At 59.0% G+C, this 23,096-nt stretch carries 21 protein-coding genes; 5 read left to right on the forward strand and 16 right to left on the reverse strand.

Annotation, left to right across the window (positions count from 1 at the left end):
- The first annotated feature begins 27 nt into the window (after positions 1-27).
- Both AADJ11_RS12795 and ppx read left to right on the forward strand, forming a co-directional pair.
- The gene (locus tag AADJ11_RS12795; protein WP_341234895.1) at positions 28-2,202 is read left to right on the forward strand and encodes an RNA degradosome polyphosphate kinase; all 2,175 of its coding nucleotides are present in this window, start codon (positions 28-30) and stop codon (positions 2,200-2,202) included.
- 221 nt (positions 2,203-2,423) lie between these two features.
- The gene (gene ppx / locus AADJ11_RS12800; protein WP_341234896.1) at positions 2,424-3,998 is read left to right on the forward strand and encodes an exopolyphosphatase; all 1,575 of its coding nucleotides are present in this window, start codon (positions 2,424-2,426) and stop codon (positions 3,996-3,998) included.
- Between the two features lie 37 nt (positions 3,999-4,035).
- Here the strand turns inward: ppx and AADJ11_RS12805 are convergent, their stop codons facing one another.
- From AADJ11_RS12805 to AADJ11_RS12830, 6 genes are all read right to left on the reverse strand, one after another.
- Positions 4,036-5,061 (reverse strand): endonuclease/exonuclease/phosphatase family protein, encoded by a 1,026-nt coding sequence (locus AADJ11_RS12805; RefSeq protein ID WP_341234897.1) that lies wholly within the window; start codon positions 5,059-5,061, stop codon positions 4,036-4,038.
- Positions 5,061-5,741 (reverse strand): molecular chaperone DjiA, encoded by a 681-nt coding sequence (locus tag AADJ11_RS12810; protein WP_341234898.1) that lies wholly within the window; start codon positions 5,739-5,741, stop codon positions 5,061-5,063. The genes AADJ11_RS12805 and AADJ11_RS12810 overlap by 1 nt, the downstream gene beginning before the upstream one ends.
- A 31-nt stretch (positions 5,742-5,772) precedes the next feature.
- Positions 5,773-6,258 carry an N-acetyltransferase family protein gene (locus AADJ11_RS12815; protein ID WP_341234899.1) on the reverse strand — a complete coding sequence of 162 codons (486 nt, stop codon included), beginning with the start codon at positions 6,256-6,258 and terminating at the stop codon, positions 5,773-5,775.
- Positions 6,255-6,869, reverse strand: a complete 615-nt coding sequence (locus AADJ11_RS12820) for a VOC family protein (RefSeq protein WP_341235025.1) — start codon at positions 6,867-6,869, stop codon at positions 6,255-6,257. The genes AADJ11_RS12815 and AADJ11_RS12820 overlap by 4 nt, the downstream gene beginning before the upstream one ends.
- A 79-nt stretch (positions 6,870-6,948) precedes the next feature.
- On the reverse strand, positions 6,949-9,078 hold the full coding sequence (gene scpA, locus AADJ11_RS12825) for a methylmalonyl-CoA mutase (protein ID WP_341234900.1): 2,130 nt from the start codon (positions 9,076-9,078) through the stop codon (positions 6,949-6,951).
- Positions 9,041-9,976: a hypothetical protein gene (locus tag AADJ11_RS12830; protein WP_341234901.1), complete on the reverse strand. Its 936-nt coding sequence runs from the start codon at positions 9,974-9,976 to the stop codon at positions 9,041-9,043. Before AADJ11_RS12830 ends, scpA begins: the two co-directional genes overlap by 38 nt.
- A gap of 168 nt (positions 9,977-10,144) precedes the next feature.
- On the opposite strand from AADJ11_RS12830, the gene AADJ11_RS12835 reads away from it, so the two are divergent.
- The gene (locus AADJ11_RS12835) at positions 10,145-10,606 is read left to right on the forward strand and encodes a DUF4174 domain-containing protein (protein WP_341234902.1); all 462 of its coding nucleotides are present in this window, start codon (positions 10,145-10,147) and stop codon (positions 10,604-10,606) included.
- Between the two features lie 97 nt (positions 10,607-10,703).
- On the opposite strand, the gene AADJ11_RS12840 is transcribed toward AADJ11_RS12835, so the two are convergent.
- The 6 genes from AADJ11_RS12840 to AADJ11_RS12865 form a co-directional block, all read right to left on the reverse strand.
- On the reverse strand, positions 10,704-12,749 hold the full coding sequence (locus tag AADJ11_RS12840) for an acetyl/propionyl/methylcrotonyl-CoA carboxylase subunit alpha (RefSeq protein WP_341234903.1): 2,046 nt from the start codon (positions 12,747-12,749) through the stop codon (positions 10,704-10,706).
- Between the two features lie 131 nt (positions 12,750-12,880).
- Positions 12,881-13,087 carry a hypothetical protein gene (locus AADJ11_RS12845; RefSeq protein WP_219580814.1) on the reverse strand — a complete coding sequence of 69 codons (207 nt, stop codon included), beginning with the start codon at positions 13,085-13,087 and terminating at the stop codon, positions 12,881-12,883.
- Between the two features lie 174 nt (positions 13,088-13,261).
- On the reverse strand, positions 13,262-13,609 hold the full coding sequence (locus tag AADJ11_RS12850) for a hypothetical protein (RefSeq protein WP_341234904.1): 348 nt from the start codon (positions 13,607-13,609) through the stop codon (positions 13,262-13,264).
- A gap of 87 nt (positions 13,610-13,696) precedes the next feature.
- The gene (locus tag AADJ11_RS12855) at positions 13,697-13,837 is read right to left on the reverse strand and encodes a hypothetical protein (RefSeq protein WP_175498451.1); all 141 of its coding nucleotides are present in this window, start codon (positions 13,835-13,837) and stop codon (positions 13,697-13,699) included.
- Positions 13,838-14,051: 214 nt separating this feature from the next.
- Complete coding sequence (locus AADJ11_RS12860; protein WP_341234905.1) at positions 14,052-14,429, reverse strand: DUF6497 family protein; 378 nt, start codon at positions 14,427-14,429, stop codon at positions 14,052-14,054.
- Positions 14,430-14,545: 116 nt separating this feature from the next.
- Complete coding sequence (locus AADJ11_RS12865) at positions 14,546-16,078, reverse strand: acyl-CoA carboxylase subunit beta (RefSeq protein WP_341234906.1); 1,533 nt, start codon at positions 16,076-16,078, stop codon at positions 14,546-14,548.
- A gap of 167 nt (positions 16,079-16,245) precedes the next feature.
- Here AADJ11_RS12865 and AADJ11_RS12870 point away from each other — a divergent pair, with 167 nt between their 5' ends.
- The gene (locus AADJ11_RS12870; RefSeq protein ID WP_341234907.1) at positions 16,246-17,463 is read left to right on the forward strand and encodes a multidrug effflux MFS transporter; all 1,218 of its coding nucleotides are present in this window, start codon (positions 16,246-16,248) and stop codon (positions 17,461-17,463) included.
- Between the two features lie 74 nt (positions 17,464-17,537).
- Positions 17,538-18,938 (forward strand): short-chain fatty acyl-CoA regulator family protein, encoded by a 1,401-nt coding sequence (locus AADJ11_RS12875; protein WP_341234908.1) that lies wholly within the window; start codon positions 17,538-17,540, stop codon positions 18,936-18,938.
- Here the strand turns inward: AADJ11_RS12875 and AADJ11_RS12880 are convergent, their stop codons facing one another.
- The 4 genes from AADJ11_RS12880 to betB all read right to left on the reverse strand — a co-directional run bounded on the left by AADJ11_RS12880 (position 18,939) and on the right by betB (position 23,083).
- Entirely contained in the window at positions 18,939-19,637 is a 699-nt protein-coding gene (locus AADJ11_RS12880) for a thermonuclease family protein (RefSeq protein WP_341234909.1), read from the reverse strand.
- Between the two features lie 79 nt (positions 19,638-19,716).
- On the reverse strand, positions 19,717-21,375 hold the full coding sequence (betA, locus tag AADJ11_RS12885; protein ID WP_341234910.1) for a choline dehydrogenase: 1,659 nt from the start codon (positions 21,373-21,375) through the stop codon (positions 19,717-19,719).
- Entirely contained in the window at positions 21,375-21,632 is a 258-nt protein-coding gene (locus tag AADJ11_RS12890) for a DUF6552 family protein (RefSeq protein ID WP_341234911.1), read from the reverse strand. The genes betA and AADJ11_RS12890 overlap by 1 nt, the downstream gene beginning before the upstream one ends.
- Positions 21,632-23,083: a betaine-aldehyde dehydrogenase gene (gene betB, locus AADJ11_RS12895; protein ID WP_341234912.1), complete on the reverse strand. Its 1,452-nt coding sequence runs from the start codon at positions 23,081-23,083 to the stop codon at positions 21,632-21,634. Before betB ends, AADJ11_RS12890 begins: the two co-directional genes overlap by 1 nt.
- Positions 23,084-23,096 lie beyond the last annotated feature (13 nt).

A 23,096-nucleotide genomic window follows, 5' to 3' on the forward strand; every position in this document is an offset into this window, starting at 1 on the left:
GTTGTAATCCAACGCCATAAGGCCGCTATGAACCAAGCTGATTTTCTAAAAGCCGCCTTCCCCGAACCCGAGACATTGCCCGATCTGGACATGTCTGGCCCGGGGCGCTTCTTTAACCGCGAACTCAGTTGGCTGGGCTTCAATTGGCGTGTGTTGGAAGAGGCGCAGAACCCCCGTGTCCCCCTGCTGGAACGCCTGCGGTTTCTGTCGATATCCGCCAACAATCTAGACGAATTTTACACGGTGCGCGTGGCCGGTCTGCGCGAATTGGCACAGGCGGGCAATACGACCCCGGCTGCCGATGGCCTTTCCCCTGCTGAACAGCTTGTGCTGATCAACGAAAACGCCCGCAAGCTGATGCTGACGCAGCAAAGCACGCTTGTCGATCTCATGGCCGAGATGGACGCGCAGAACATCATGCTCGAACGCGCCGCTGATCTGGATAAGGCCGATTTGACCCATCTTGATGATGTGTTTTTAAACCAAGTGTTTGCGGTCCTCTCGCCCCTCGCCATTGATCCTGCGCACCCTTTCCCCTTTATCCCCAACACAGGCTATGCGCTGGCGCTGCAACTGGAACGGACGGCAGATAAACGCCCCCTACAGGCGCTGCTGCCCATCCCGGCCAAGATCGACCGCTTCGTACCGCTGCCCGCGCCCGAAGGCTGCCAGCGTTTCCTACCGCTCGAAGATCTGTTGGTGCTGAAGGTGCCGGACCTGTTCCCCGGCTACAAACTAAAAGACCACTTTGAATTCCGGGTTCTGCGCGACAGCGATCTCGAGGTCGAGGATGAAGCCGAAGATCTGGTGCGCGAATTCGAGGTTGCGCTGAAACGCCGCCGCCGCGGCGAGGTTGTACGCCTGACCCATTCCGCTGGCGCGCCAGAAAAGCTGAAAAATGTGGTCATGGCCGAACTGGGCGTGCGCCCCCAGGACGTCATTGAAATCGACGGGATGATCGGGGTCGGGGATCTGTCCGAACTGGTCATCGACAGCCGCCCCGATCTGCTGTGGCCGCAATTCACACCCCGCGTGCCGGAAAGGGTCACCGACCATGATGGCGATATGTTTGCCGCCATCCGGTCCAAGGACATGCTGCTGCACCACCCCTACGAGACCTTCGATATGGTGGTGCGTTTCCTGACCCAAGCCGCCCGTGATCCCAATGTGGTGGCGATCAAACAAACGCTCTATCGCACCTCGCGCGACAGCCCCATCGTCGAAGCCCTGTGCGAGGCCGCCGAAGATGGCAAATCCGTCACTGCACTGGTCGAGCTGAAGGCCCGCTTTGACGAGGCCGCCAATATCCGCCAGTCCCGCAGGCTCGAACGGGCCGGTGCCCATGTGGTGTACGGCTTTATCGACCTGAAAACACATGCGAAAATTTCTACAGTGGTGCGCCGCGAGGGTGATCAGCTGGTCACCTACACCCACTACGGCACCGGCAATTACCACCCGATCACCGCGCGCATCTATACCGACCTGTCGCTGTTCACCTGCGATCAGAAACTGGGCCGCGACGCGACCAAAGTGTTCAACTACCTGTCCGGCTATGCCCAACCGGAAACCTTGGACAATCTCGCGATCTCGCCGCTCACCCTCAAGACCCGCCTGCTCGACATGATCGCAGCCGAGGCGAAACACGCCGCCGCTGGCAAACCGGCCGAGATTTGGGCCAAGATGAACTCCATTGTCGATGCCGATGTGATCGATGCGCTTTACGCGGCCTCTCAGGCTGGCGTTAAAATCAGCCTCGTCGTGCGCGGCATCTGCAGCCTGCGCCCCGGCATCAAAGGCCTGTCCGAAAACATACGCGTCAAATCCATCGTCGGGCGGTTTTTGGAACATTCTCGCATCGTATGCTTTGGCAATGGCCACGGGCTGCCCCATAAAAAGGCGCGGGTTTTCATGTCCTCCGCCGACTGGATGGGCCGCAACCTGACCCGCCGCGTCGAAACGCTGGTGGAAATCGAAAACCCCACCGTCAAGGCACAGATCACCAGCCAGATCATGGCGGCAAACCTCGCCGACGTGGCGCAAAGCTGGGTGATGTCCGCGGATGGCAGCTTTGTCCGCCCCCCCTTGAAAGAAGGCGTATTCGCCTTCAACTGCCACCGCTTCTTCATGGAAAACCCCTCGCTTTCGGGCCGCGGCAGCGCCGGTGCCTCGGACGTGCCCAAGCTAACACATACCGAAGACTGACCTGATTTTCATTTTGCCAAATAAACTCTCGCCGAAGGCGCAGGTCTCCTCCCCGATCCCGCCTCCGGCCACATGGGGCTCACGCCTCCCCCACATGCTAAAATGTCACGAGGGCCTCTGGCCCTCTCCTTTTTACAACAGGCCGCGCACCGTTAACGATTGACCTCCCCCCCACAACTGGGCCAATTTGGACATGAACCAAAGCCCCCGCAGGAGCATTTGTGGCAGATACGCTAGACACCAATCCGCCCACCTCTGTCCCTGAAACCGGCGTGGCCGATCTGGGGCTTTTCGGAAAACCGCTGTTTCTAGACCCCTCGGCCCGCGCATTGGCCAAGGTCGGTGTTGTCGATGTTGGATCAAACTCGGTCCGTTTGGTGGTGTTTGACGGGGCCGCCCGGTCGCCCGCCTATTTCTATAACGAAAAAATCATGTGCGCCTTGGGCGCTGGCATGGCTGAAACCGGCCATCTATCGCCCCAAGGGCGCGCACGCGCTTTATCCGCGATGAAGCGGTTCAGAAAGCTCGCCGATGGCATGCAGCTGGCCGAACTGACGGTGGTGGCGACGGCCGCGGTGCGCGATGCCTCCGACGGCCGCGCATTTTGTGACGAGGTCGAGCGTGAAACCGGCCTGAAAATCTGGGTCATCGACGGCGAGGAAGAAGCCCGACTTTCGGCGCAGGGTGTGCTGTTGGGCTGGCCGGGGGCGTATGGTCTGGTCTGCGACATCGGCGGCTCGTCGATGGAGCTTGCTGAGATTTCCGCCGGACGCGTGGGCAAGCGGGTCACCTCGGCGCTTGGGCCGCTCAAGCTGCGTGATATCAAGGGCGGGGCCAAGGCACGGCAGGAACATATCAAAGAGGTCATGCAAGGCTTGGCCGACAAAATGGGCGCGCAGCGCGACCGTCTGTTTCTGGTCGGTGGATCATGGCGCGCCATTGCCCGCATCGATATGGTCCGGCGCGGTTATCCGCTGCATGTGCTGCACGAATACCGCATGACGGCCAAATCCGTGCGCGAGACCGTGAAACATATCAAAAACGCCAACCTCGAAGAGCTGCGCCAAATCAGTGGCGTGTCCTCCAGCCGGATGGCGCTGGTGCCCTTTGCCGCCGAGGTTCTGTCGCGCTTGGTCAAGACCTTCAAGCCCAAGGACATCGCCATTTCCAGCTATGGTATCCGCGAGGGGATGCTCTACGAACAGATGCCGCAACGTCTGCGCGACCGCGATCCGCTGATCGAGGCCTGCCGTTTTGCCGAAGCCAAAGATGCCCGCATGCCCGGTTTCGGCAAGGTGCTTTATGATTTCATTTCACCGCTGTACAAGTCCGCCCCCCCACAGCGCAAACGTCTGATCAAGGCGGCTTGCCTGCTGCATGACGTCAGTTGGCGTGCGCACCCAGACTACCGCGCCGAGGTGTGTTTCGACAACGCCACCCGCGCCAATCTGGGCGGGTTAAAGCATTCCGAGCGAATATTCTTGGGCCTTGCCCTGCTCCACCGCTATTCCAACAAGCGTGAAAACACCCGATTTGAAGACCTCTATGAGATGGTCGATGAAAAGACCCGGATCGAGGCCGAAATTCTGGGCAAGGCCATGCGCTTTGGTGCGATGTTGTGGATGAACAAGGACGAGGACCGCGGCACATTGCGCTGGTATCCCAAGAAAAAGCAGCTCGAACTTTGGCTAACCAATGACATGCTGCCGCTGTTTGGAGAGGTCGCCGAAGCGCGCCTGAACTCGCTTGCAGCCTCCCTTGGGGCCGAGGTGCAGCTCAAGACCGCTAAATCCTAAACCCCGTGCTCCCTATGCATGGGGCTTTGGTCGCGGTTCAGTCGTCAAACTCGATCGTCACCGGAAAATGGTCAGACGCGGTGATCAGCGCATCACGCAAATCCGTGTCTGCCCAGCAATCAGGATCATCCAGCGGATGCCAAATGCGCCAGCTTGCGTTGCGCTGCACAAAGTCGGGGCTGACCATGATGTAGTCCAGCAACGCCTGCAAATACCGTTTCTCTGGCGCGATCCAAAACCGCGATGTCGTGGGGGTCGCACCGATGCGTTGGGACAATGCGCGCTCCGCATGCGGTTCAATCAGCGCATATGCGCCGCGATGCCCCATCACGATCTCGACCGAGGACCGCCCGAACAGATCCTCGAATGAATCGAGACCCGGACCATCATTTAAATCCCCCAGCACCATCATCGCATCGCCTGCCTCAAGATGGGTCTCAATCCGCCGGCGCAACCATATCGCCTGTGCCAATTGTTTGCGGCGGTTGGCGATCCCCAAACGCAGCACGTCTTGGGGTGTCTTTGCGCCGTGCGGTGCTTTTGATTTCAGATGCGCGCCAATCATCCGGAACGTGAACCCCGTGTTGGTCTGAACGCTCAGCTCCAGCGGCGGCTTCGAGAAGACGACCTGATCTTCCTTGGCGTCGATATCCAGATCAATCCGCAAGACACCGTCAAAACGCGGCGCGCCTGTTGCACCCTCCGGCCCTGTCGCCTCGCCTCCCGGAGCATGGGTGACCGTCAGCTTGCTTGGGTCATAGAGCAGCGCAATTTCCTGCTGCGTGTCATTGGAAAATCCCATGATCGCGTCTGTCGTGCGCAGACCGAAATGCGCGGCAAAGTTCTGCAATGCCGCCACGGTCGCGTGATTGCGGCTGGTATCCGGTGCCTCGATGATCATCACCGCATCGGCATCAAGCGCATGAAACACACGGCCCAAGGCTTGGGTCTGCTGGGCGCGGGTCACATTATGCCGCGCCGACCACGCGCCATCGTCAAACAGTTGATCTTTCTCGTCAAACAGCCCGGTGAACCATTCAACATTATAGGTCGCAATACGCATTACCGCGCCTTGCCCGACCAGGTTTCCCACGCGCGATTGATGTCGATCAGCCGTTTTTCCGCCATCGAAATCGCCTCCGGCGGAAGCCCCCTTGCGACCAAAGCATCGGGGTGGTTGTCACGCACCAACTGCCGCCACGCAGCTTTGCCTTCTTCCAACGACGCATTGGGCGATATCCCCAAAACCGTATGGGGCAGCGGCGATGTATCAGGCACAAACCGTGCGCGCAGCGACGCGAAATCGCTTTCGTTCATGGCAAAAATCTCGGCCACGCGGGTCAGAAACGCATCCTCGTTCGGGTGATATGTGCCATCGGCCATTGCGATGTAAAACAGCCCCTCAATCAGATCGCGCAGCATCTCGGGCTGGTCCGCAAACATGCTGGCGATGCGGCTTGCGTAATCCTCAAACCCGGTCACATCCTGCCGCGCCAGGTTGAATACCCGCGCCGCACCCTGTTGGTCGGCCTCGGCGATTTGGAACACTTCGCGAAATGCCGTGACCTCGTCGCGGGTGACCTGCCCGTCCGCCTTGGCCATCTTTGCACCAAGGGCGATCACCGCGATGGTAAAGGCGACCGACCGCTCTGGCGGGCTACGCAAACGGTCAAAAACCGTCGACAGTCCCTCCCCCGCGGTGAGCGCTGACAAAGCTTCGGTGATGCGTGACCAAATCGACATGGCCCCACCCTACTGCGCCGCAGCAAGGAAGTCAGGGGGCGGTCAGCATTTTCTGCATCAAAATCAAATCAAGCCATTGCCCGTCTTTACGCGCGATTTCCGGCATCCGGCCAACCTGTTGAAATCCCATAGCAGCATGAAAGGCCACGCCGCCGGTATTGGCCGAACTGATGCCCGCAACCATGATGTGCCGACCTTGCTGCGCTGCAGATAAACAGGCCTGATCCATCAACGCGCGGCCCACACCCTGCCCGCGCGCGCCATCGCCCAGCACGATGCTATGCTCAACGCTTGAGAGGTACCCCGGCCCGGTTCGAAATTGTGCGTAGGTGACAAAACCAACGATCCGGTCCGTCTGCGCAACCCAAACGGCCCCCGGCCGGTCTGCGATCATGGCAACGATCCCGGCTTCGGTTTTCTGTTCAGTGGTAAAGGTGAACAATGTATCGCGGATCATGTCGTTCCAGATCGCGGCAATCTCGGCCGCGTCATCCGCCATTGCAGCCCGAATGATCACGTCAACACGGCCTTGCGACCCGCGATATCGAATGCGGCCGTCAGCCCCGGATCACCCGTTACAAATGACACCCGATTGTCGCGCAACAAGGGCGCAAGCAGGTCAGCCAATTCCAACGCATCAGGATGCTGCACCTCTAACGTCTCCAAACGGCAGCCCCCCGATCCAAGCCTATGCGCCGGGTGCGCATCGCCCTGCCATTCAATCAACGCAGGGGCGCAATTATCAAAGGGCAGGATACCTGACTGCGGCACCGCCATGCGCCAGCGTAAATCACCGCGTTGCAACTGAACCGGCGCGCCAAACCCATCCGGCAGCGCACGCAACGTCGCATCCAGATCATCGCAGCGGCAAATCCAGTTGGTCAGCCGCGCGGGCCCGCTGAACCGGTCCAGATCAAACCACCGCGCCCGGTCCGGATCGGGTGCCGCAGGGTTCACCGCAATCGCCTCAAGATACAGCCCGTCTTCCAACCCCAACAGTTGGTTATGGGTATGAAAAACCGCATGCTCCCCGCCCGGCTGCATGGCGACGCCCAAGCTTTCTTGAACATAAGCAACCGCCGCAGAAAGGCACTCACCCGCGATTGCAATGTGATCCAACGCCATCATCTTTTCATTTTCCAAATGGGTCTAAATCCTCGGGGGAGTTTGAGGGGGCAGACAGCCCCCTCATTCTTTAAAGGTTGGCTTAACCGCGCGCCTCGCGGATCAACTTCAAAATATCCTGCGCCGCGTTGGGGATATTTGTGCCCGGCCCGAATATCGCTTTAACCCCCGCGTCATACAGGAACTTGTAATCCTGCTGCGGGATCACGCCGCCGCAGATGACCAGAATATCCTCGGCCCCCGCGTCCTTCAGCGCCTTGATCAATTGCGGCGCTAGGGTCTTGTGGCCCGCCGCCTGCGACGAGATGCCAATGACATGCACGTCGTTGTCTACGGCGTCTTGGGCGGCCTCGGCGGGGGTCTGGAACAAGGGGCCGACGTCCACGTCAAACCCGATATCGGCAAAGGCGGTCGCGATGACCTTGGCACCACGGTCATGTCCGTCTTGACCCATCTTAACGACCAGCATACGTGGGCGACGGCCCTCGGCCTCGGCAAAGTCTTCGACCGACTTCTGGATTTCGGCAAAGCCGCTATCGCCCTCATAGGCCGCGCCATAGACGCCAGCCAATGTTTTCACCTCGGCGCGGTGGCGGCCGAATTCGCTTTCCATAGCCATGCTAATTTCTCCAACTGTGGCGCGGGCGCGGGCCGCTTCGACGGCCCCTTCCAACAGGTTGCCGCCCTCTTTTGCGCGGCGGGTCAATTCCGTCAGCGCGGCTGTGCAGGCGGCCTCGTCCCGGTTTGCGCGCAATGTCTCAAGGCGTTTGATCTGGCTGTCGCGCACCGCGACGTTATCGACGTCCAAGATATCAATCGCGTCTTCAGTCTCGCGGCGGTATTTATTGACGCCGACGATCACATCGGTGCCCCGGTCGATCTTGGCCTGACGTGTGGCTGCTGCTTCTTCGATGCGCAGTTTGGGCATACCGGATGCCACGGCCTTGGTCATGCCGCCCAGCTCTTCAACTTCTTCGATCAGCTTCCAAGCCGCCTCGGCCAGATCGCTGGTCAATTTCTCCACGTAATAGCTGCCTGCCAGTGGATCGACTACATTGGTCACGCCGGTTTCTTCTTGCAGGATCAACTGGGTGTTACGTGCGATACGCGACGAGAATTCGGTCGGCAGGGCAATCGCCTCGTCCAGCGCGTTGGTGTGCAGCGATTGGGTGCCGCCCAACACCGCCGACATCGCCTCGTAGGCGGTGCGGATCACGTTGTTATAGGGGTCTTGTTCCTGCAACGACACGCCCGATGTCTGGCAATGGGTGCGCAGCATGGCGGATTTGGGGTTTTGCGGTTTGAATTCATCCATGATCCGCGACCACAGCAGACGCGCGGCGCGCAGCTTGGCGGCCTCCATGAAGAAGTTCATACCGATGCAAAAGAAAAAGCTCAGGCGCGGCGCAAATTTATCCACGTCCATGCCAGCGGCAATGGCGGTGCGCACGTATTCGCGGCCATCGGCCAAGGTAAACGCCAGTTCCTGCACAAGGTTCGCACCGGCCTCTTGCATGTGATAGCCCGAGATCGAGATCGAGTTAAATTTCGGCATGTGGTCAGAGGTGTATTCGATGATGTCACCGATGATCTTCATCGAGGGTTCTGGCGGATAGATATAGGTGTTGCGCACCATGAACTCTTTCAGAATGTCATTCTGAATGGTGCCGGACAGGACCGATTTATCGTGGCCCTGCTCTTCACCCGCGACGATGAAATTGGCCAAAATCGGGATTACCGCGCCGTTCATGGTCATCGACACCGACACCTTGTCGAGCGGGATGCCATCGAACAGGATTTTCATATCCTCGACACTGTCGATGGCCACGCCAGCCTTGCCAACGTCGCCCTCAACACGGGGGTGGTCGCTGTCATAGCCGCGGTGGGTGGCCAGATCGAAGGCCACGGAAACGCCCTGCTGACCCGCGGCCAAAGCACGGCGATAGAATGCGTTGGATTCCTCGGCTGTTGAGAACCCCGCATATTGGCGGATCGTCCAAGGGCGGCCCGCGTACATCGTCGCCTTCACACCACGGGTAAAGGGGGCCTGCCCGGGGATGCCACCCATGTGGTCCAGACCGGCGGTATCCTCGGCGGTGTACAGCGGTTTGACGTCGATGCCTTCCAGCGTGTGCCAGGTGAGGTCGTCAACGGGGCGTCCGCGCAGCTCGGCCTCAGCCAGATTGCGCCAGATATCTTTGTCGGCTGTCATGGGGATGTCCTTTTTTAGGGTCGCCCGACGGCTGGCTTGTGCCTGCTCTTTCTCGGGCGCTATTTTCTGTCAGTTGGGCCAGACCATCCGCCCCGGCAGTCAGCCAGAACAGATCATCGGAATAGGTTTCACGCAAAGCGGCTGCTTGCGCATCGTTAAACGGGTTCCAGCGGCCCGTTTCGTCGGGCAGCAGGTTAGGGTCTTGGCCGCGCTCGGCCAGCATGGCGCGCAGCGCGGGCAGATCAGGCGCGCGGTTCAGCCAGTGATGATCACGGTCAACGGGGGCCGCGACGCCTGTCGCCTCGGCCAGCAGGGCATCAGGGCGGCCCGCGTATTCTTCGAACGTGGCGACCTTGATTTCGGCGTCCGGCACGGCGCAGGCCAGATCGGTGATTACATCGCGCCAACTGCGCGGCGAGGTGGCGATCTTGTCCAGTTTTGACGGGCTTGGCACACCGTGACCGCGCGAAATTGCGTAAGCGGCCGCCGATGACCACCATGTTTCGGGCGACCGTATGTTAAGTATAATTCGCGTAATGTTGCCATCAAAAGCGGCGCAGTACCGCGCCATCCGGTCGCCCGCAGCGGGGAAAAGCAGCCCTGTGCGCACGCAATGGCGCGACGATCCGATCATGTTTTCCTCGGACACCAGCAAACGCGCGACCCCGTTTTCACGGGCCCGGGCGAGTTGTAACGCGACACGGCCCTTTACCCGTTCGGGTGACCGCCTTTGCATCTTGGGGCCGGGAAAAATACCTGAAAACAGCCCCTTGCGGGTGCGCAATGGCCCCCAAATACCGGTTTTGGATGCGGCAATCGCGTCAGAATTATCCCTCAGATACCGTTGAAAGCTGGTCGTCGCCGTTCTATGCGCGCCCACATGCAAAATAATATCCATCAGCTTTTCGCCCAATCGTAACAAGGGAACCGCCCCAACCGATCCATTCAGGGAAACCACCCCATTCATGTCCGATGACCTGTTTCGTTAAGCTTAATAGCCGTTTGCCATAAATTGCGCATCGCAATCTCGGGCAGAACCCCTATATCAGAGGCAGTAGGAGAGAAAATGAAATCAGTGATAGCCCTTGTTTTTGTTGGATTGTTTGCATCTTTTGCAGCTGCACAATCCGCCACAGAACCACCCGCCCCAGTGCTGTTTGCACCGGCAGATATGGCAGATTTGAGTGAATTCCACTGGAAAAAAAGGCCAGTTTTGGTCTTTGCCGACAGTCCGGACGACCCTGCATACATCTCGCAGATGGAATTACTGATGGCCCAGCAAGAGGATTTGCTGGCACGCGATGTCATCGTGCTGACCGATACGGACCCTGCCGCGCGCAGTGCCATGCGGCTAAAGATGCGTCCGCGCGGGTTTATGTTGGTGCTGGTCGGCAAGGATGGTGGCATCAAGCTGCGTAAACCGCGCCCTTGGGATGTCCGCGAGATCACGCGCAGCATCGACAAGATGACCATCCGGCAACGCGAAATCCGCGATGCCAAGGAACAGCCGCGCCAATTGTTTGACTGAACGCCGGGCCTAAAACCACGCAGCGCCACGCCAATCGGGGCGGTGAAAGACACCGATCCAATGGCGGGGCTGATGCGTGGGCTGGCAATCATTGGCTTTATTCAAACTCGATAATGACGTCGTCAACGGCCAGACTATCGCCTGCGCTTGCGTTGATTTTTGATACGGTGCCCTTCTTCTCGGCGCGCAGGATGTTTTCCATCTTCATCGCCTCGATGGTGCACAGGTTCTGGCCTTCTTGAACCTCGTCACCGACTTCGACGTCGATCTTCACGACCAGACCGGGCATCGGGCAGAGCAGCAGCTTGGACGTATCCGGCGGCAGCTTTTCAGGCATCAGGCGGGCCAGTTCGGCCTGGCGCGGGTTGCGCACATGCACCTTGAGGTCAGCGCCCCGCGCCCGAATGCGGAACCCGCCCGAGATTTTGCCGACCTTAAAGATCAGCGGTGCGTTATCGACGGTCATCGTCGCCAGATGGTCGCCCGGCGTCCAGTCGCCCGCAACGCGCATTTCATGCCCATCCTCGAAAGTCACGGTCGCCCCTTCATGGTCGGCGGCAATATCCACGTCATAGGATTGCCCCTGAATGGCGACATTCCACGCGGTGCCAACCTTGCGTTCGTGGTTGTCCATCCGGCCCGACACGCGGGTGCGGCGGATTTCGCTAACACGGTGCATGGCCGATGTTGCCGCAGCGATGCGGCGCAGCTCGGCCTCGGGCAATTCAACGCCTTGGAAGCCGTCCGGATATTGCTCTTCGATAAAGGCGGTCGTCATGTCGCCTGCAGTAAAGATCGGGTGATCCATCACGGCGGACAAGAACGGCAGGTTATGCCCGATGCCTTCGACCTCGAAACTATCTAGGGCGACACGCATTGCCTCAATCGCTTCGGCGCGGGTTGGGGCCCATGTACACAGCTTGGCGATCATCGGATCGTAATACATGCTGATCTCGCCGCCCTCATAAACGCCGGTATCATTGCGCACGGCCATGTCACCACTGGGCGCATCGCCTTGCCATTTGTCATTTTTCAGCAGCGGGCCAGCGGCGATTTCCATCGGCGGGCGATAACGTGTCAAACGACCGATGGAGGGCAGGAAGCCGCGATACGGGTCTTCGGCATAAAGGCGGTTTTCGATGGCCCAACCGGTCAGTTTCACATCGTCTTGGGTGATCGTCAGATTTTCGCCATTGGCCACGCGGATCATCTGTTCAACCAGATCGACGCCGGTGATCAGTTCGGTCACGGGATGTTCCACCTGCAAACGTGTGTTCATCTCGAGGAAGTAGAAATTCTTGTCGCCGTCCACGATGAATTCGACGGTCCCTGCGGAAGCATAGCCAACCGCTTGGGCCAGTGCGACAGACTGTTCGCCCATGGCCTTGCGCGTGGCTTCGTCCAAAAATGGCGATGGCGCTTCTTCGACAACTTTCTGGTTGCGGCGCTGGATCGAACATTCGCGTTCGCCTAGGTAAATGCCGTTGCCGTGGCTGTCGCACAGCACCTGAATTTCGATGTGGCGCGGCTGGGTTACGAATTTCTCGATAAAGATACGGTCATCGCCAAAGCTGTTGGCGGCTTCGTTCTTGGAGGACTGGAAACCTTCGCGGGCCTCTTCGTCGTTCCATGCGATGCGCATGCCCTTGCCGCCGCCGCCCGCAGACGCCTTGAGCATCACAGGATAGCCAACTTCGTTCGAGATTTTAACGGCTTCGTCCGCGTCAGCGATCAGGCCCATATAGCCGGGTACGGTGGAAACCCCCGCTTCTCGCGCGATCTTTTTCGAGGTGATCTTGTCGCCCATTTTCTCGATCGCGCCGACTGGGGGGCCGATGAATGCAACGCCCGCAGCGGCAAGCGCCTCGGCGAATTTCGAGTTCTCGGACAAAAAGCCATAGCCGGGGTGTATCGCTTGCGCGCCGGATTCCTTGATCGCGGCCATCACCTTGTCGATGACAATATAGGACTGGTTCGCAGGAGGTGGGCCGATGTGGATCGCCTCGTCCGCCATTTGAACATGCAGCGCTTGGGCGTCTGCGTCGGAATAGATGGCGACGGTCTGGATGCCCATCTTTTTCGCGGTCTTGATAACACGGCAGGCAATTTCGCCGCGGTTGGCGATCAGGATCTTATTGAACATGGGCTGTCCCTTTGGGTCTTGAGGAAACGGAAAAACCCCGCGTCAGCATGGGCTGAGCGGGGTCGTAATTATCGTATAGGGATGCGCGGCCTACGCGGGCCGCGTCATCCAGTTGAGTGTCATCGTTTAGATCAGTTGCAGCGCACTGCGCCGGATTGGCAGGCAAGCACGTTTGCGCCCGCACCGATGGCCGCACCTTGCAGCAAGCCACCGCCGGTAAGCGCCGCAGCGCCGGCACCGACGACACCACCGCCAAGGGCTTGTTCGCCAAGGTTGTCGCCGCAGGCGGCAAGGCCTGCACAGGCTGTGAGGGCGAGAATGATGTTCTTGATAGGCATAGGGGGCGTCCTTTTGATCTGCTCAATGCAACGTTTTGAATACGTGGCTTAACGCGATGATAGATCAATGGTTCCGCCGCACCCAGAGCTTTACCAAGCCCCACCCCGGCAAAGGGCAAAAACCCGCTGGCCACGGGGCGGTTATCCGCTGATGTGATCCATGCTGGCATCTGTTCAATCCTCGAACGCGTCGGGAAAAGCCGCACGGGCAAGCGGTTCATTGATCACCAGCAAGGCCTCGTAATCGGCGGGATCAAAGGGATCTTCGGCCGGGACAACCTCGCGGCCGAACATCCACGACAAACGGCCCGCGTCCAGATTGCCGCGCTCGAACGGCTCTGTGCCAAAGGACTCCCACAGGGCCGCCATAAACGCCGTATCCGCGCGACGGTCCACGGATTTACGATCCGAGCGCCGTTCGCGACGGGTCAGCGGCGTCACCCCTTTGGGGTTGGCGCGACGAATGGTGAATTGATAGTCCGAACCGGGCATACGCCCCGGAAAACCGCGATGTTTCAGCATGATGCCCCCCAGACTGCAGGGACCATGCGTTGTGAAATCAAAGCAGGTGGTGTGGGGACAGACGCAACCGCCTGCCCCCGGCAAGCTTTACTTGTACTTGCCTGTGTATACTGGCTCAACCGAGATGGGCTCGGGTGCGACAACAACATATTCTTCCTGCTTGGGCGCGCATGCTGAAACAGCTGCGACAAGGCCGAATGCGGCCAACATTGTGATGCTCTTTGACATCGTAGTCTCCTGTGATTGCATAAAGGGTCCGGCACTGCCTCATGCCAATAAAACCCCGCTTTTGTGGTAAGGGATACCTGCGTATTCCTTGGCGCGATATTACCGCAGTTGCCGCGCATTGCATACGGGGCCCTTTTCAATCGGCGAAAATGTGTCGCCAAAGCCGCAGTTCTGCCAGTACGTGCAGATGGCTGCGCAAGATATTGTGGTTGCATCATAATGCCTCCCAGATGCAGATGCCCTTTTCGGGGCGATATGCTTCGAAAAACTGTGTTACGCTTGGGTCTACGGCACCGAATTCAACCGCCCTGTCCGCCAAAGAAATCACAATCACGTCGCCCGTCAGCGCATACTGTGCGGCATAGGGGATAGCCAGCGTGTCGCACAGCGCCTTCATGTCAGGCGATGCCGCGTTATAGGTGATCGTGCCGCCGTCACGGGCAATATCAGGCGCTATGAACCGAAACCGCAGCCATGTCTCATCGCCCATCTGATCGACCAGAACCTCTTGCAGGTCGACCTGCTGCCCCGAGGGGACATCAAGCGCCTGTAGCGGTGACGCCGCAAGCAAAAGGGCAGCGACCAGTTTCATCTGGCCACCTGCCCCGCCAGGGCGTTTGGTGTATGATCAGCGAACGGTTTCACGCGTTTCTCCTGTCGCGCCAAAGATTCTATGCCTTCGGCGAGGATATTTAAGAGCCAGAGAAGTCAGAGCGGGATGTTATCGTGTTTCTTCCACGGCATCGTTTTGGACTTGTTGCGTAGCGACGCAAAGGCGCGGGCGATACGCTTGCGTGTCATGCTGGGTTGGATGACCTCGTCGATAAAGCCGCGTTCGGCTGCCACAAACGGGTTCGCGAAGCGCTCTTCGTAGTCGGCGGTGTGGCTGGCGATTTTTTCGGGGTCATTCAGATCGGCGCGGTGGATGATTTCCGTGGCACCCTTGGCCCCCATCACCGCGATTTCAGCGGTGGGCCATGCATAGTTGAAGTCGGATTGCAGATGCTTGGACGCCATAACGTCATAGGCACCGCCGTAAGCCTTGCGAGTGATCACGGTCACCATTGGCACTGTCGCCTCGCCGTAAGCAAAGAGCAGTTTCGCACCGTGTTTGATCACGCCGCCATATTCTTGGCTGGTGCCGGGCAGAAAGCCGGGGACGTCAACCAAGGTCAGGATCGGGATTTCGAACGCGTCGCAGAAACGCACGAAGCGCGCCGCCTTGCGCGAGCTGTCGATATCCAGACAACCGGCCAACACCATGGGCTGGTTGGCCACAACACCGACAGTGCGGCCTTCTATACGGATAAAGCCGGTCAGGATGTTCTTGGCGAAATCTTCCTGGATTTCGTAAAAATCACCCTCGTCCGCGAGCTTGTGGATCAGCTCTTTCATATCGTAGGGGGTGTTCGCGTTCACCGGCACCAGCGTGTCGAGCGAGGATTCAATCCGGTTCGGGTCATCAAAGAACGGGCGGACGGGTGGTTTTTCGCGGTTATTGGCGGGCAGGAAATCCACCAAGCGGCGTACTTCGGCCAAAGCCTCAACATCATTTTCAAACGCCGCATCGGCGACAGATGATTTGCGCGTATGGGTCGAGGCACCGCCCAGCTCTTCGGCGGTGACCTGTTCGTTGGTCACGGTTTTCACCACATCGGGGCCGGTCACGAACATGTAAGACGTGTCTTTGACCATAAAGATAAAGTCGGTCATCGCCGGGGAATAGACCGCGCCGCCCGCACATGGCCCCATGATCACGCTAATCTGCGGGATCACGCCGGAGGCTTCGATATTACGCTGGAACACTTCGGCATAACCGGCAAGGCTGGCCACGCCTTCCTGAATACGCGCACCGCCGGAATCGTTGATGCCGATCACAGGGGCACCGTTCTGAATGGCCATATCCTGAATTTTGCAGATTTTCTGGGCATGCGCCTCGGACAAGGAACCACCGAAAACCGTAAAATCCTGGCTGAAGACATAGACGAGACGGCCATTGATGGTGCCCCACCCCGTCACAACCCCGTCGCCCGCAGGCTTTTGCGCCTGCATGCCGAAATCGGTGCAGCGGTGGGTGACGAACATGTCGAATTCTTCGAACGATCCCTCATCAAGCAGCAGGTCGATCCGTTCGCGGGCCGTTAGCTTGCCACGGGCGTGCTGCGCATCAATGCGTTTTTGCCCACCACCCAGGCGGGCCTCTTCGCGACGGTCTTCCAGCTGTTCCAGGATATCTTTCATGACGCACCTCTTTTAGATTTTCGCCATACTAGCCAGTGCAGCGAAACAACCAAAGCGTCTTTTAGCAAATTTGCAAAGTATATTCAGCCGCACTTGTGCAAACTGCAAATACGCAAACTGTGAGGAAGGTCATAGACAATAACGGACCACAGGCATAACTGATTTGCATGAAGAGTGAAAACGCTGTCCGCTTTTTGGACAAGACCAGCCCTCCGCATATTTCCACGCTGATCCTATTGTCAGGCATCGGTGCGCTGGCGATGAACATGTTCCTGCCCAGCCTGCCGTCAATGGCCGTGTATTTCGATACTGACTATAGCGTTATGCAGCTGTCCGTGCCCCTATATTTGCTGTTCAGCGCCGGCTTGCAGCTGATCATTGGCCCCGTGTCCGACAATCTGGGGCGGCGCAACGTCTTGCTGTGGGGGTTGGTCATATACATGATCGCCACGCTTGGCTGTATCTATGCACCGACGGCGTTTGTGTTTCTGATTTGCCGCTGTGCGCAGGCCATCATCGCCGTCAGCATGGTGCTAAGCCGCGCGGTTGTGCGTGATATGTTCACCCAAGACAAAGCCGCGTCGATGATCGGATATGTCACCATGGGGATGGCCGTGGTGCCGATGATCACGCCCGCAATCGGCGGCGTGTTGGATCAGGCATTCGGCTGGCAGGCGACCTTTTGGGCCATGTTCCTGGTCGGCGTGATCGTCTTTGCACAAACATGGTACGACCTGGGCGAAACATCGGTTCGGTCGGGCAAGACGATGCGCCAGCAATTCAGCGAATACCCCGAGCTGTTCAAATCACCCCGGTTCTGGGGTTATTCAATGGCCGCGGCCTGCTGTTCGGGCGCGTTTTTTGCCTATCTGGGCGGCGCGCCGTTTGTGGGCAGCGAAGTCTTTGGGATGGAGCCTGCCGAGCTTGGCCTGTATTTCGGGGCACCGGCCATCGGGTATTTCATAGGTAACTTTATCACCGCGCGCACGGCCACCAAATGGGGCGTCAACACGCTGGTGCTGTGCGGCTGTCTGGCCAATGCTGTGGGCGGTGCAGTGTCGATGCTGATCTTTCTTGCAGGCTACGGCAGCCCCATATCCTTCTTTGGCATGATGACGCTGGTCGGGCTCGGCAACGGGCTGTGCATCCCCAATGCGACGGCGGGCTTGCTGTCCGTGCGGCCGCATCTTGCAGGCACGGCATCGGGTCTGGGTGGCGCGGTGATGATTGGCGGCGGTGCGGGGCTTAGCATTCTGGCCGGATCATTGCTGAGCAAAGAAACCGGGGCCTATCCGCTGTTGTGGATCATGCTGGGGACGGCTGTTGCCGGGGTTGCGTCCATCTTGGTTGTGATCCGCCGTGAGAAGATGCTCGGCATACGCTGACGTCAGACCTTGTCGGCGCTACTTTGCAAAGATAGCATAGGCTTAATTGCAAATTTGCAAAGGCCCTGATCCGGATGGCGACACAAAAACTCTATGCTGGCGCGAAACTGCGCGAATTGCGCACCAAGATTGGCAGCACGCAAAAGGATTTTGCCGCTAAGCTGGGCGTGTCCCTGCCCTATTTGAACCAGATGGAGAACAACAACCGTCCTGTCAGCACGACAGTGGTTCTGGCACTTGCGTCCGAGTTTGGGATGGACGTGACCGAACTGTCGAGCGGTGACAGCCAACGTTTGGTCAGTGACATGCGCGAGATTTTAGCAGACCCGCTCTTCGAGGGCGACACCCTGCCGCTGGCCGATCTTCAGCTTGCCGCATCAAACGCGCCGGGGCTGGCGCGGGCCTTTATCAAGCTGCACCAAAGCCATCGCCAGACCCACGAACGCCTTGCCTATCTGGACGAGGCATTGGGCCGCGAAGATGCCCGCGCCTCCCCCAGCCCATGGGAGGAAGTGCGCGATTTCTTTCATTACTGCGATAACTATATTGATGCCGTTGACCGCGCCGCCGAACATTTCGCCCGTGCCAACAGCGATGGGAAAACGCTGAAGGCCACGGCGATTGCGGCACTGACGGCAGTGGGTATCAAGGTCAGCTTTGACGATATGGCCGCCTTGCGCCGCTATGATCCGAACGCGGGGGTTTTGCACATCTCGTCACGTGCCCCGCAAGAGACGCAGCTGTTTCAGCTGCTGTTCCAGACCGCCATGACGCGGCAGAACAGTTTGCTTGAGGCGACGCTTGATCTGGCGCGGTTTCACAGCGGTGCCGCGCGGGACATCGCCAAAATTGGCCTCGCCAACTATTTCGCGGGCGCGGCGCTGATGCCCTACCAGACGTTTTTGGCTAAGGCCCAAGAATGCCGTCATGATCTGGAAATTCTGGCGGGGCAATTTGGCGCATCGATTGAGCAGGTCGCCCACCGTCTGTCGACGCTGCAACGCCCCGGATCAAAGGGTATCCCGTTCTTTTTCGTGCGCGTCGATCAGGCGGGCACGATCACCAAGCGCCATTCGGCCACGCGGTTGCAATTTGCGCGGTTTGGCGGCGCTTGCCCGCTGTGGAATGTGCATAGCGCGTTCGAAACACCGGGGCGGTTTTTGCGACAGCTTGCCGAAACCCCCGATGGGGTGCGCTATATTTCACTGGCGCGCGACATCTCGAAACCCGCCGGACGGTTCGGCGCGCCGGTGCGGCGCTATGCGATTTCACTGGGCTGCGAGGTGCGCCACGCGGCGGCCATGGTCTATGCCGACGGGATGGACACCAGCCGCGCATCGGCCTTTGAACCTATCGGGATTTCCTGCCGGATTTGCGAGCGTAAGGGCTGCCACCAGCGGTCTGTTCCGCCGCTTGAACGGCAGTTGGTGGTCGATCCTGATTTGCGCGACGTGCTGCCCTATCAGGTGGAATAATCACCGCCGCGCAGCGCGCCATCCGGCCGCGCGCTCCTCGCTCGCTGAACAGAACCAACGTTCGCCTTTGTCCGTGCGGATCGCGGTGCGTTTATAGTCGCGCTGCCCCGCCACATGGAAAATGCGCACGCCCTTGGCGCTGATATTCCCCTTGATCGTGCAGCCGTTTTGACCCACCTGCGCCGATGTTTTAGCCGTCGCAACCTGAGCCGCGCGTTTTTGGGCGCGGAATGCTGACGGGCGGATCATCGTATAAGCGTGAATGCCGCGCCCTGCCCGGATCGCGGCTTTCTCCACGGCGATATAATCGCGAGAGTATTCGGCAAAGGCAAAGGCCAACCCACTAGCAACAAGGGTTTGCCCGACATCCACATCCCCTACCACGCAGCGCGCCACACTGCGCCCGTAGCGATCCGTATCAATCTGCCGGCACACCGCCCGCTTACCTTGGTAGGCATCGCGCACCTGCGTGGTCACAAACGCGCCACAGCGCAGTTCATCGCCGCGCGCATCGGTGCAGGTTTGATCGCCCTCGGGCGCATCGATGCCGAACAGACGCACCCGCGTACCGCCCACATCAAATGTGTCGCCGTCAATGACCTGAATGGTGCCGGTGACGCGTTTGCCCGCTGCCTGAGCAGGGGCGCTGAAAATGGCCGTGCTGAGCACGAGGCACAAAAGTGAACAAAGTTTTAACATGCGCCATGACTGGAGCGTTTGACGGCCCCAATCAATGGCATTTGTTAATTCGGGTTAACTTTTAATATCCCGACGCGACTTAGCGCTGCGATGTTTCCCAATTCGGGTTAATCCACGGTTCATCATTCGCAGCGGCCAATGGATCGATCCCCAAGATATGATCAGACATCTTCTCACCCACCATGATCGACGGCCCGTTCAGATTGCCGTTGGTGATCCGTGGGAAAATCGAGCTGTCCGCAACGCGCAAGCCCTCGACCCCGATCACCCGACCTTGGGGGTCAACAACCGCATCGGGGTCATCCGCACGCCCCATCCGGCAGGTACCACAAGGGTGATAGGCGCTTTCGGCGTGTTCGCGGATAAAGGCGTCCAGCTCGTCATCTGTTTGCACATCGGCACCGGGCTGAATTTCGCTTTTCACGAACGGTTTGAACGCGTCTTGGGCAAAAATCTCGCGGGTCAGGCGGATGCAATTGCGGAATTCCTCCCAATCGCGGTCCTGCGACATATAGTTGAACACGATTTTCGGCGTATCGGCAGGATCGCCCGACCGCAGCGAGACGGACCCACGCGAGGTCGATCGCATCGGGCCGACATGGGCTTGGAACCCGTGCCCTTCCGCCGCTGCCTTGCCATCATAGCGCACGGCAATGGGCAGAAAGTGGTACTGTATGTCAGGGTATTTGATCCCCGGTTTGGACCGGATGAACGCCGCTGATTCAAACTGATTTGACGCGCCCAGACCGGTTTTCGTGAACAGCCATTGCGCGCCGATGACGGCTTTGGAAACGAGGTTCCAATGTTTGTAGAGGGTGATCGGCTGGCTTGCCGCCATCTGGATGTACAGTTCAAGATGGTCCTGCAGGTTTTGGCCCACACCGGCGCGATCTGCGACCACGTCGATGCCGTGTTCTGCCAGATGTGCGGCTGGTCCAATGCCAGACAGCAACAACAGCTTGGGCGAGTTGATCGAGGACGCGGCAAGGATCACCTCGCCACTTGCGCGCAGCACCTCGGTCTTGCCGCCACGCAGCACTTCGACACCAACGGCGCGGCCATCTTCGATCACCACACGTTGTGCAAGGGCGCGGACCACCTCGACATTGCCGGTCTTTTGCGCGGGGCGCAGATAGGCGTTGGCCGCGGACCAGCGCCGCCCGCCATAAACCGTCTGCTCCATCGGGCCAAAGCCCTCTTGCTTTTCGCCGTTATAGTCTTCGGTGGCCTCGTAGCCGGCCTGTTTGCCAGCCTCGACAAACGCCTTGAACAGCGGGTTTTTGCGCGGGCCACGTGACACGTGCAGCGGGCCGTCTTTGCCGCGCCATTCCGTGTCGCCGCCATGACCGCCGTCATGCCAATGCTCCATCCGTTTGAAATAGGGCAGCACATCGGCAAAGCCCCAGCCATCGGCCCCCTGTTCGGCCCAGTGGTTATAATCCTCGGCGTGGCCACGCACATAAACCATGCCGTTGATCGACGATGATCCGCCAATCACCTTGCCGCGCGGGGTTGCCAGACGGCGGTTGCCCAAATGCGGTTCGGGTTCGGATGAAAAACCCCAGTCATAGGTTTTCATGTTCATCGGATAGGACAGGGCGGCAGGCATCTGGATGAACGGCCCCGCATCGGTGCCGCCGTGTTCGATCACCAACACCTTGCGCCCGGCCTTGGCCAAACGATACGCCATCGCGCATCCGGCGCTGCCTGCGCCAACAATAATAAATTCAGCTTGCATTAATTCGCGCTCACATAACCGATCAGCAGCGACAGGAATGCACCGACATGCACCACCATAATCGCGCGATCTTTCCACATCACACCAACCGCAAACCACAAAACGATGCCCGCAAAGAATGCGAACACGTTCCACGGTTGCAGCCCCATCCCTGTCAGCCCGTAGCCAACCAACTGGACGACTGTCGCGACCCATTTCAGGATATCAACACGGTTCATGCGCGGCTGTTGCGCTTCTGGCTCTGGTAGTCCGACCATCAGAAAGGTGCCTCCATATCGCCCATGCGCACATAGACGGATTTCAACTGGCTGTAGTGTTCGATCGCCGCCTTGGAGTTTTCACGGCCAACGCCTGAATTCTTCATCCCGCCAAACGGGGCCTCTACGGGCGCGTCGTTATAGGTGTTGATATAGCAGGTGCCCGCCTGAAAATTCGCCGCAACGCGGTGCGCGCGGGACAGATCACGGGTGAACACGCCAGCGGCCAAACCAAATTCGGTGTCATTGGCACGGGCCATCACGTCGTCTTCGTCGGTGAAATCCAGCACGGACATGACCGGGCCAAAAATCTCTTCGCGGGCGATGGTCATGTCGTCGGTGACATCGGCAAAGACGGTCGGCTCCATATAGAAACCTTTGCCATCAATCGCATTGCCGCCATAGACCAGACGCGCCCCTTCGGCCTCGCCCTTGTCGATATAGCCCAGCACGATATCCAGCTGACGTTTTGACACCATCGGGCCAAAGCTGGTGTCGGGGTCCATCGGATCGCCGATCACCGCATTGTCCAGACGTTCGGCAAGACGTTTCAGAAACGCCTCTTTAATGTCGGTATGTACGAACACACGTGTGCCGTTTGAACAGACCTGACCGGAGCTGTAGAAGTTGCCCACAATCGCACCGCTGACCGCGTTTTCGATATCGGCGTCTTCGAACACGATGATCGGGGATTTACCGCCCAGTTCCATCGTGACGTGCTTCATCCCGTCGGCTGCGGCGGCATAGACCTTGCGGCCCGTGGGCACCGATCCGGTCAGCGATACCTTGTCGACGCGCGGGTCGGTGACCAATGCGGCACCTACTTCGCCCATGCCTTGCACAACGTTGTACAAACCTGCGGGCAAACCCGCTTCGACCAAAATCTCGGCCACTTTTAGCGCAGATAGCGGCGTGGTTTCGGACGGTTTAAAGATGATCGAATTGCCGCAAGCCAGCGCGGGCGCACCCTTCCAGCAGGCGATTTGCGTGGGATAGTTCCACGCGCCGATGCCGACACAGACGCCCAACGGTTCGCGTCGGGTATAAACCCAGTCTTCACCAAGCTGGATGTGTTCGCCTGTCAGCGTCGCGGCCATACCGCCGAAATATTCCAGCGCATCGGCACCGCTGGTGGCATCGGCAACCGATGTTTCCTGATAGGGTTTGCCGGTGTCATAGGTCTCTAGCACAGACAGGTCGTGATTGCGTTCGCGCATGATATCAGCGGCACGGCGCAGGATGCGGCCCCGCTCTGTCCCGGTCATGGCACCCCATGCGGCTTGGGCGTCGCGGGCAGCGGTAAGCGCCTGTTCGATAATCGCGGGCGTGGCCGCATAGACGGTTGCGATCTTTTCGCCGGTGGCGGGATAGATCACGTCAATGGGCGTGCCATTGGTGTCTTCGACATAAGCGCCGTTGATAAAGTGGCTGGCGGTTGGTTGGGTTTGCATAGGATTCTCGCTT

The organism is uncultured Sulfitobacter sp., assembly GCF_964021855.1.
Taxonomy (GTDB): Bacteria; Pseudomonadota; Alphaproteobacteria; order Rhodobacterales; family Rhodobacteraceae; genus Sulfitobacter.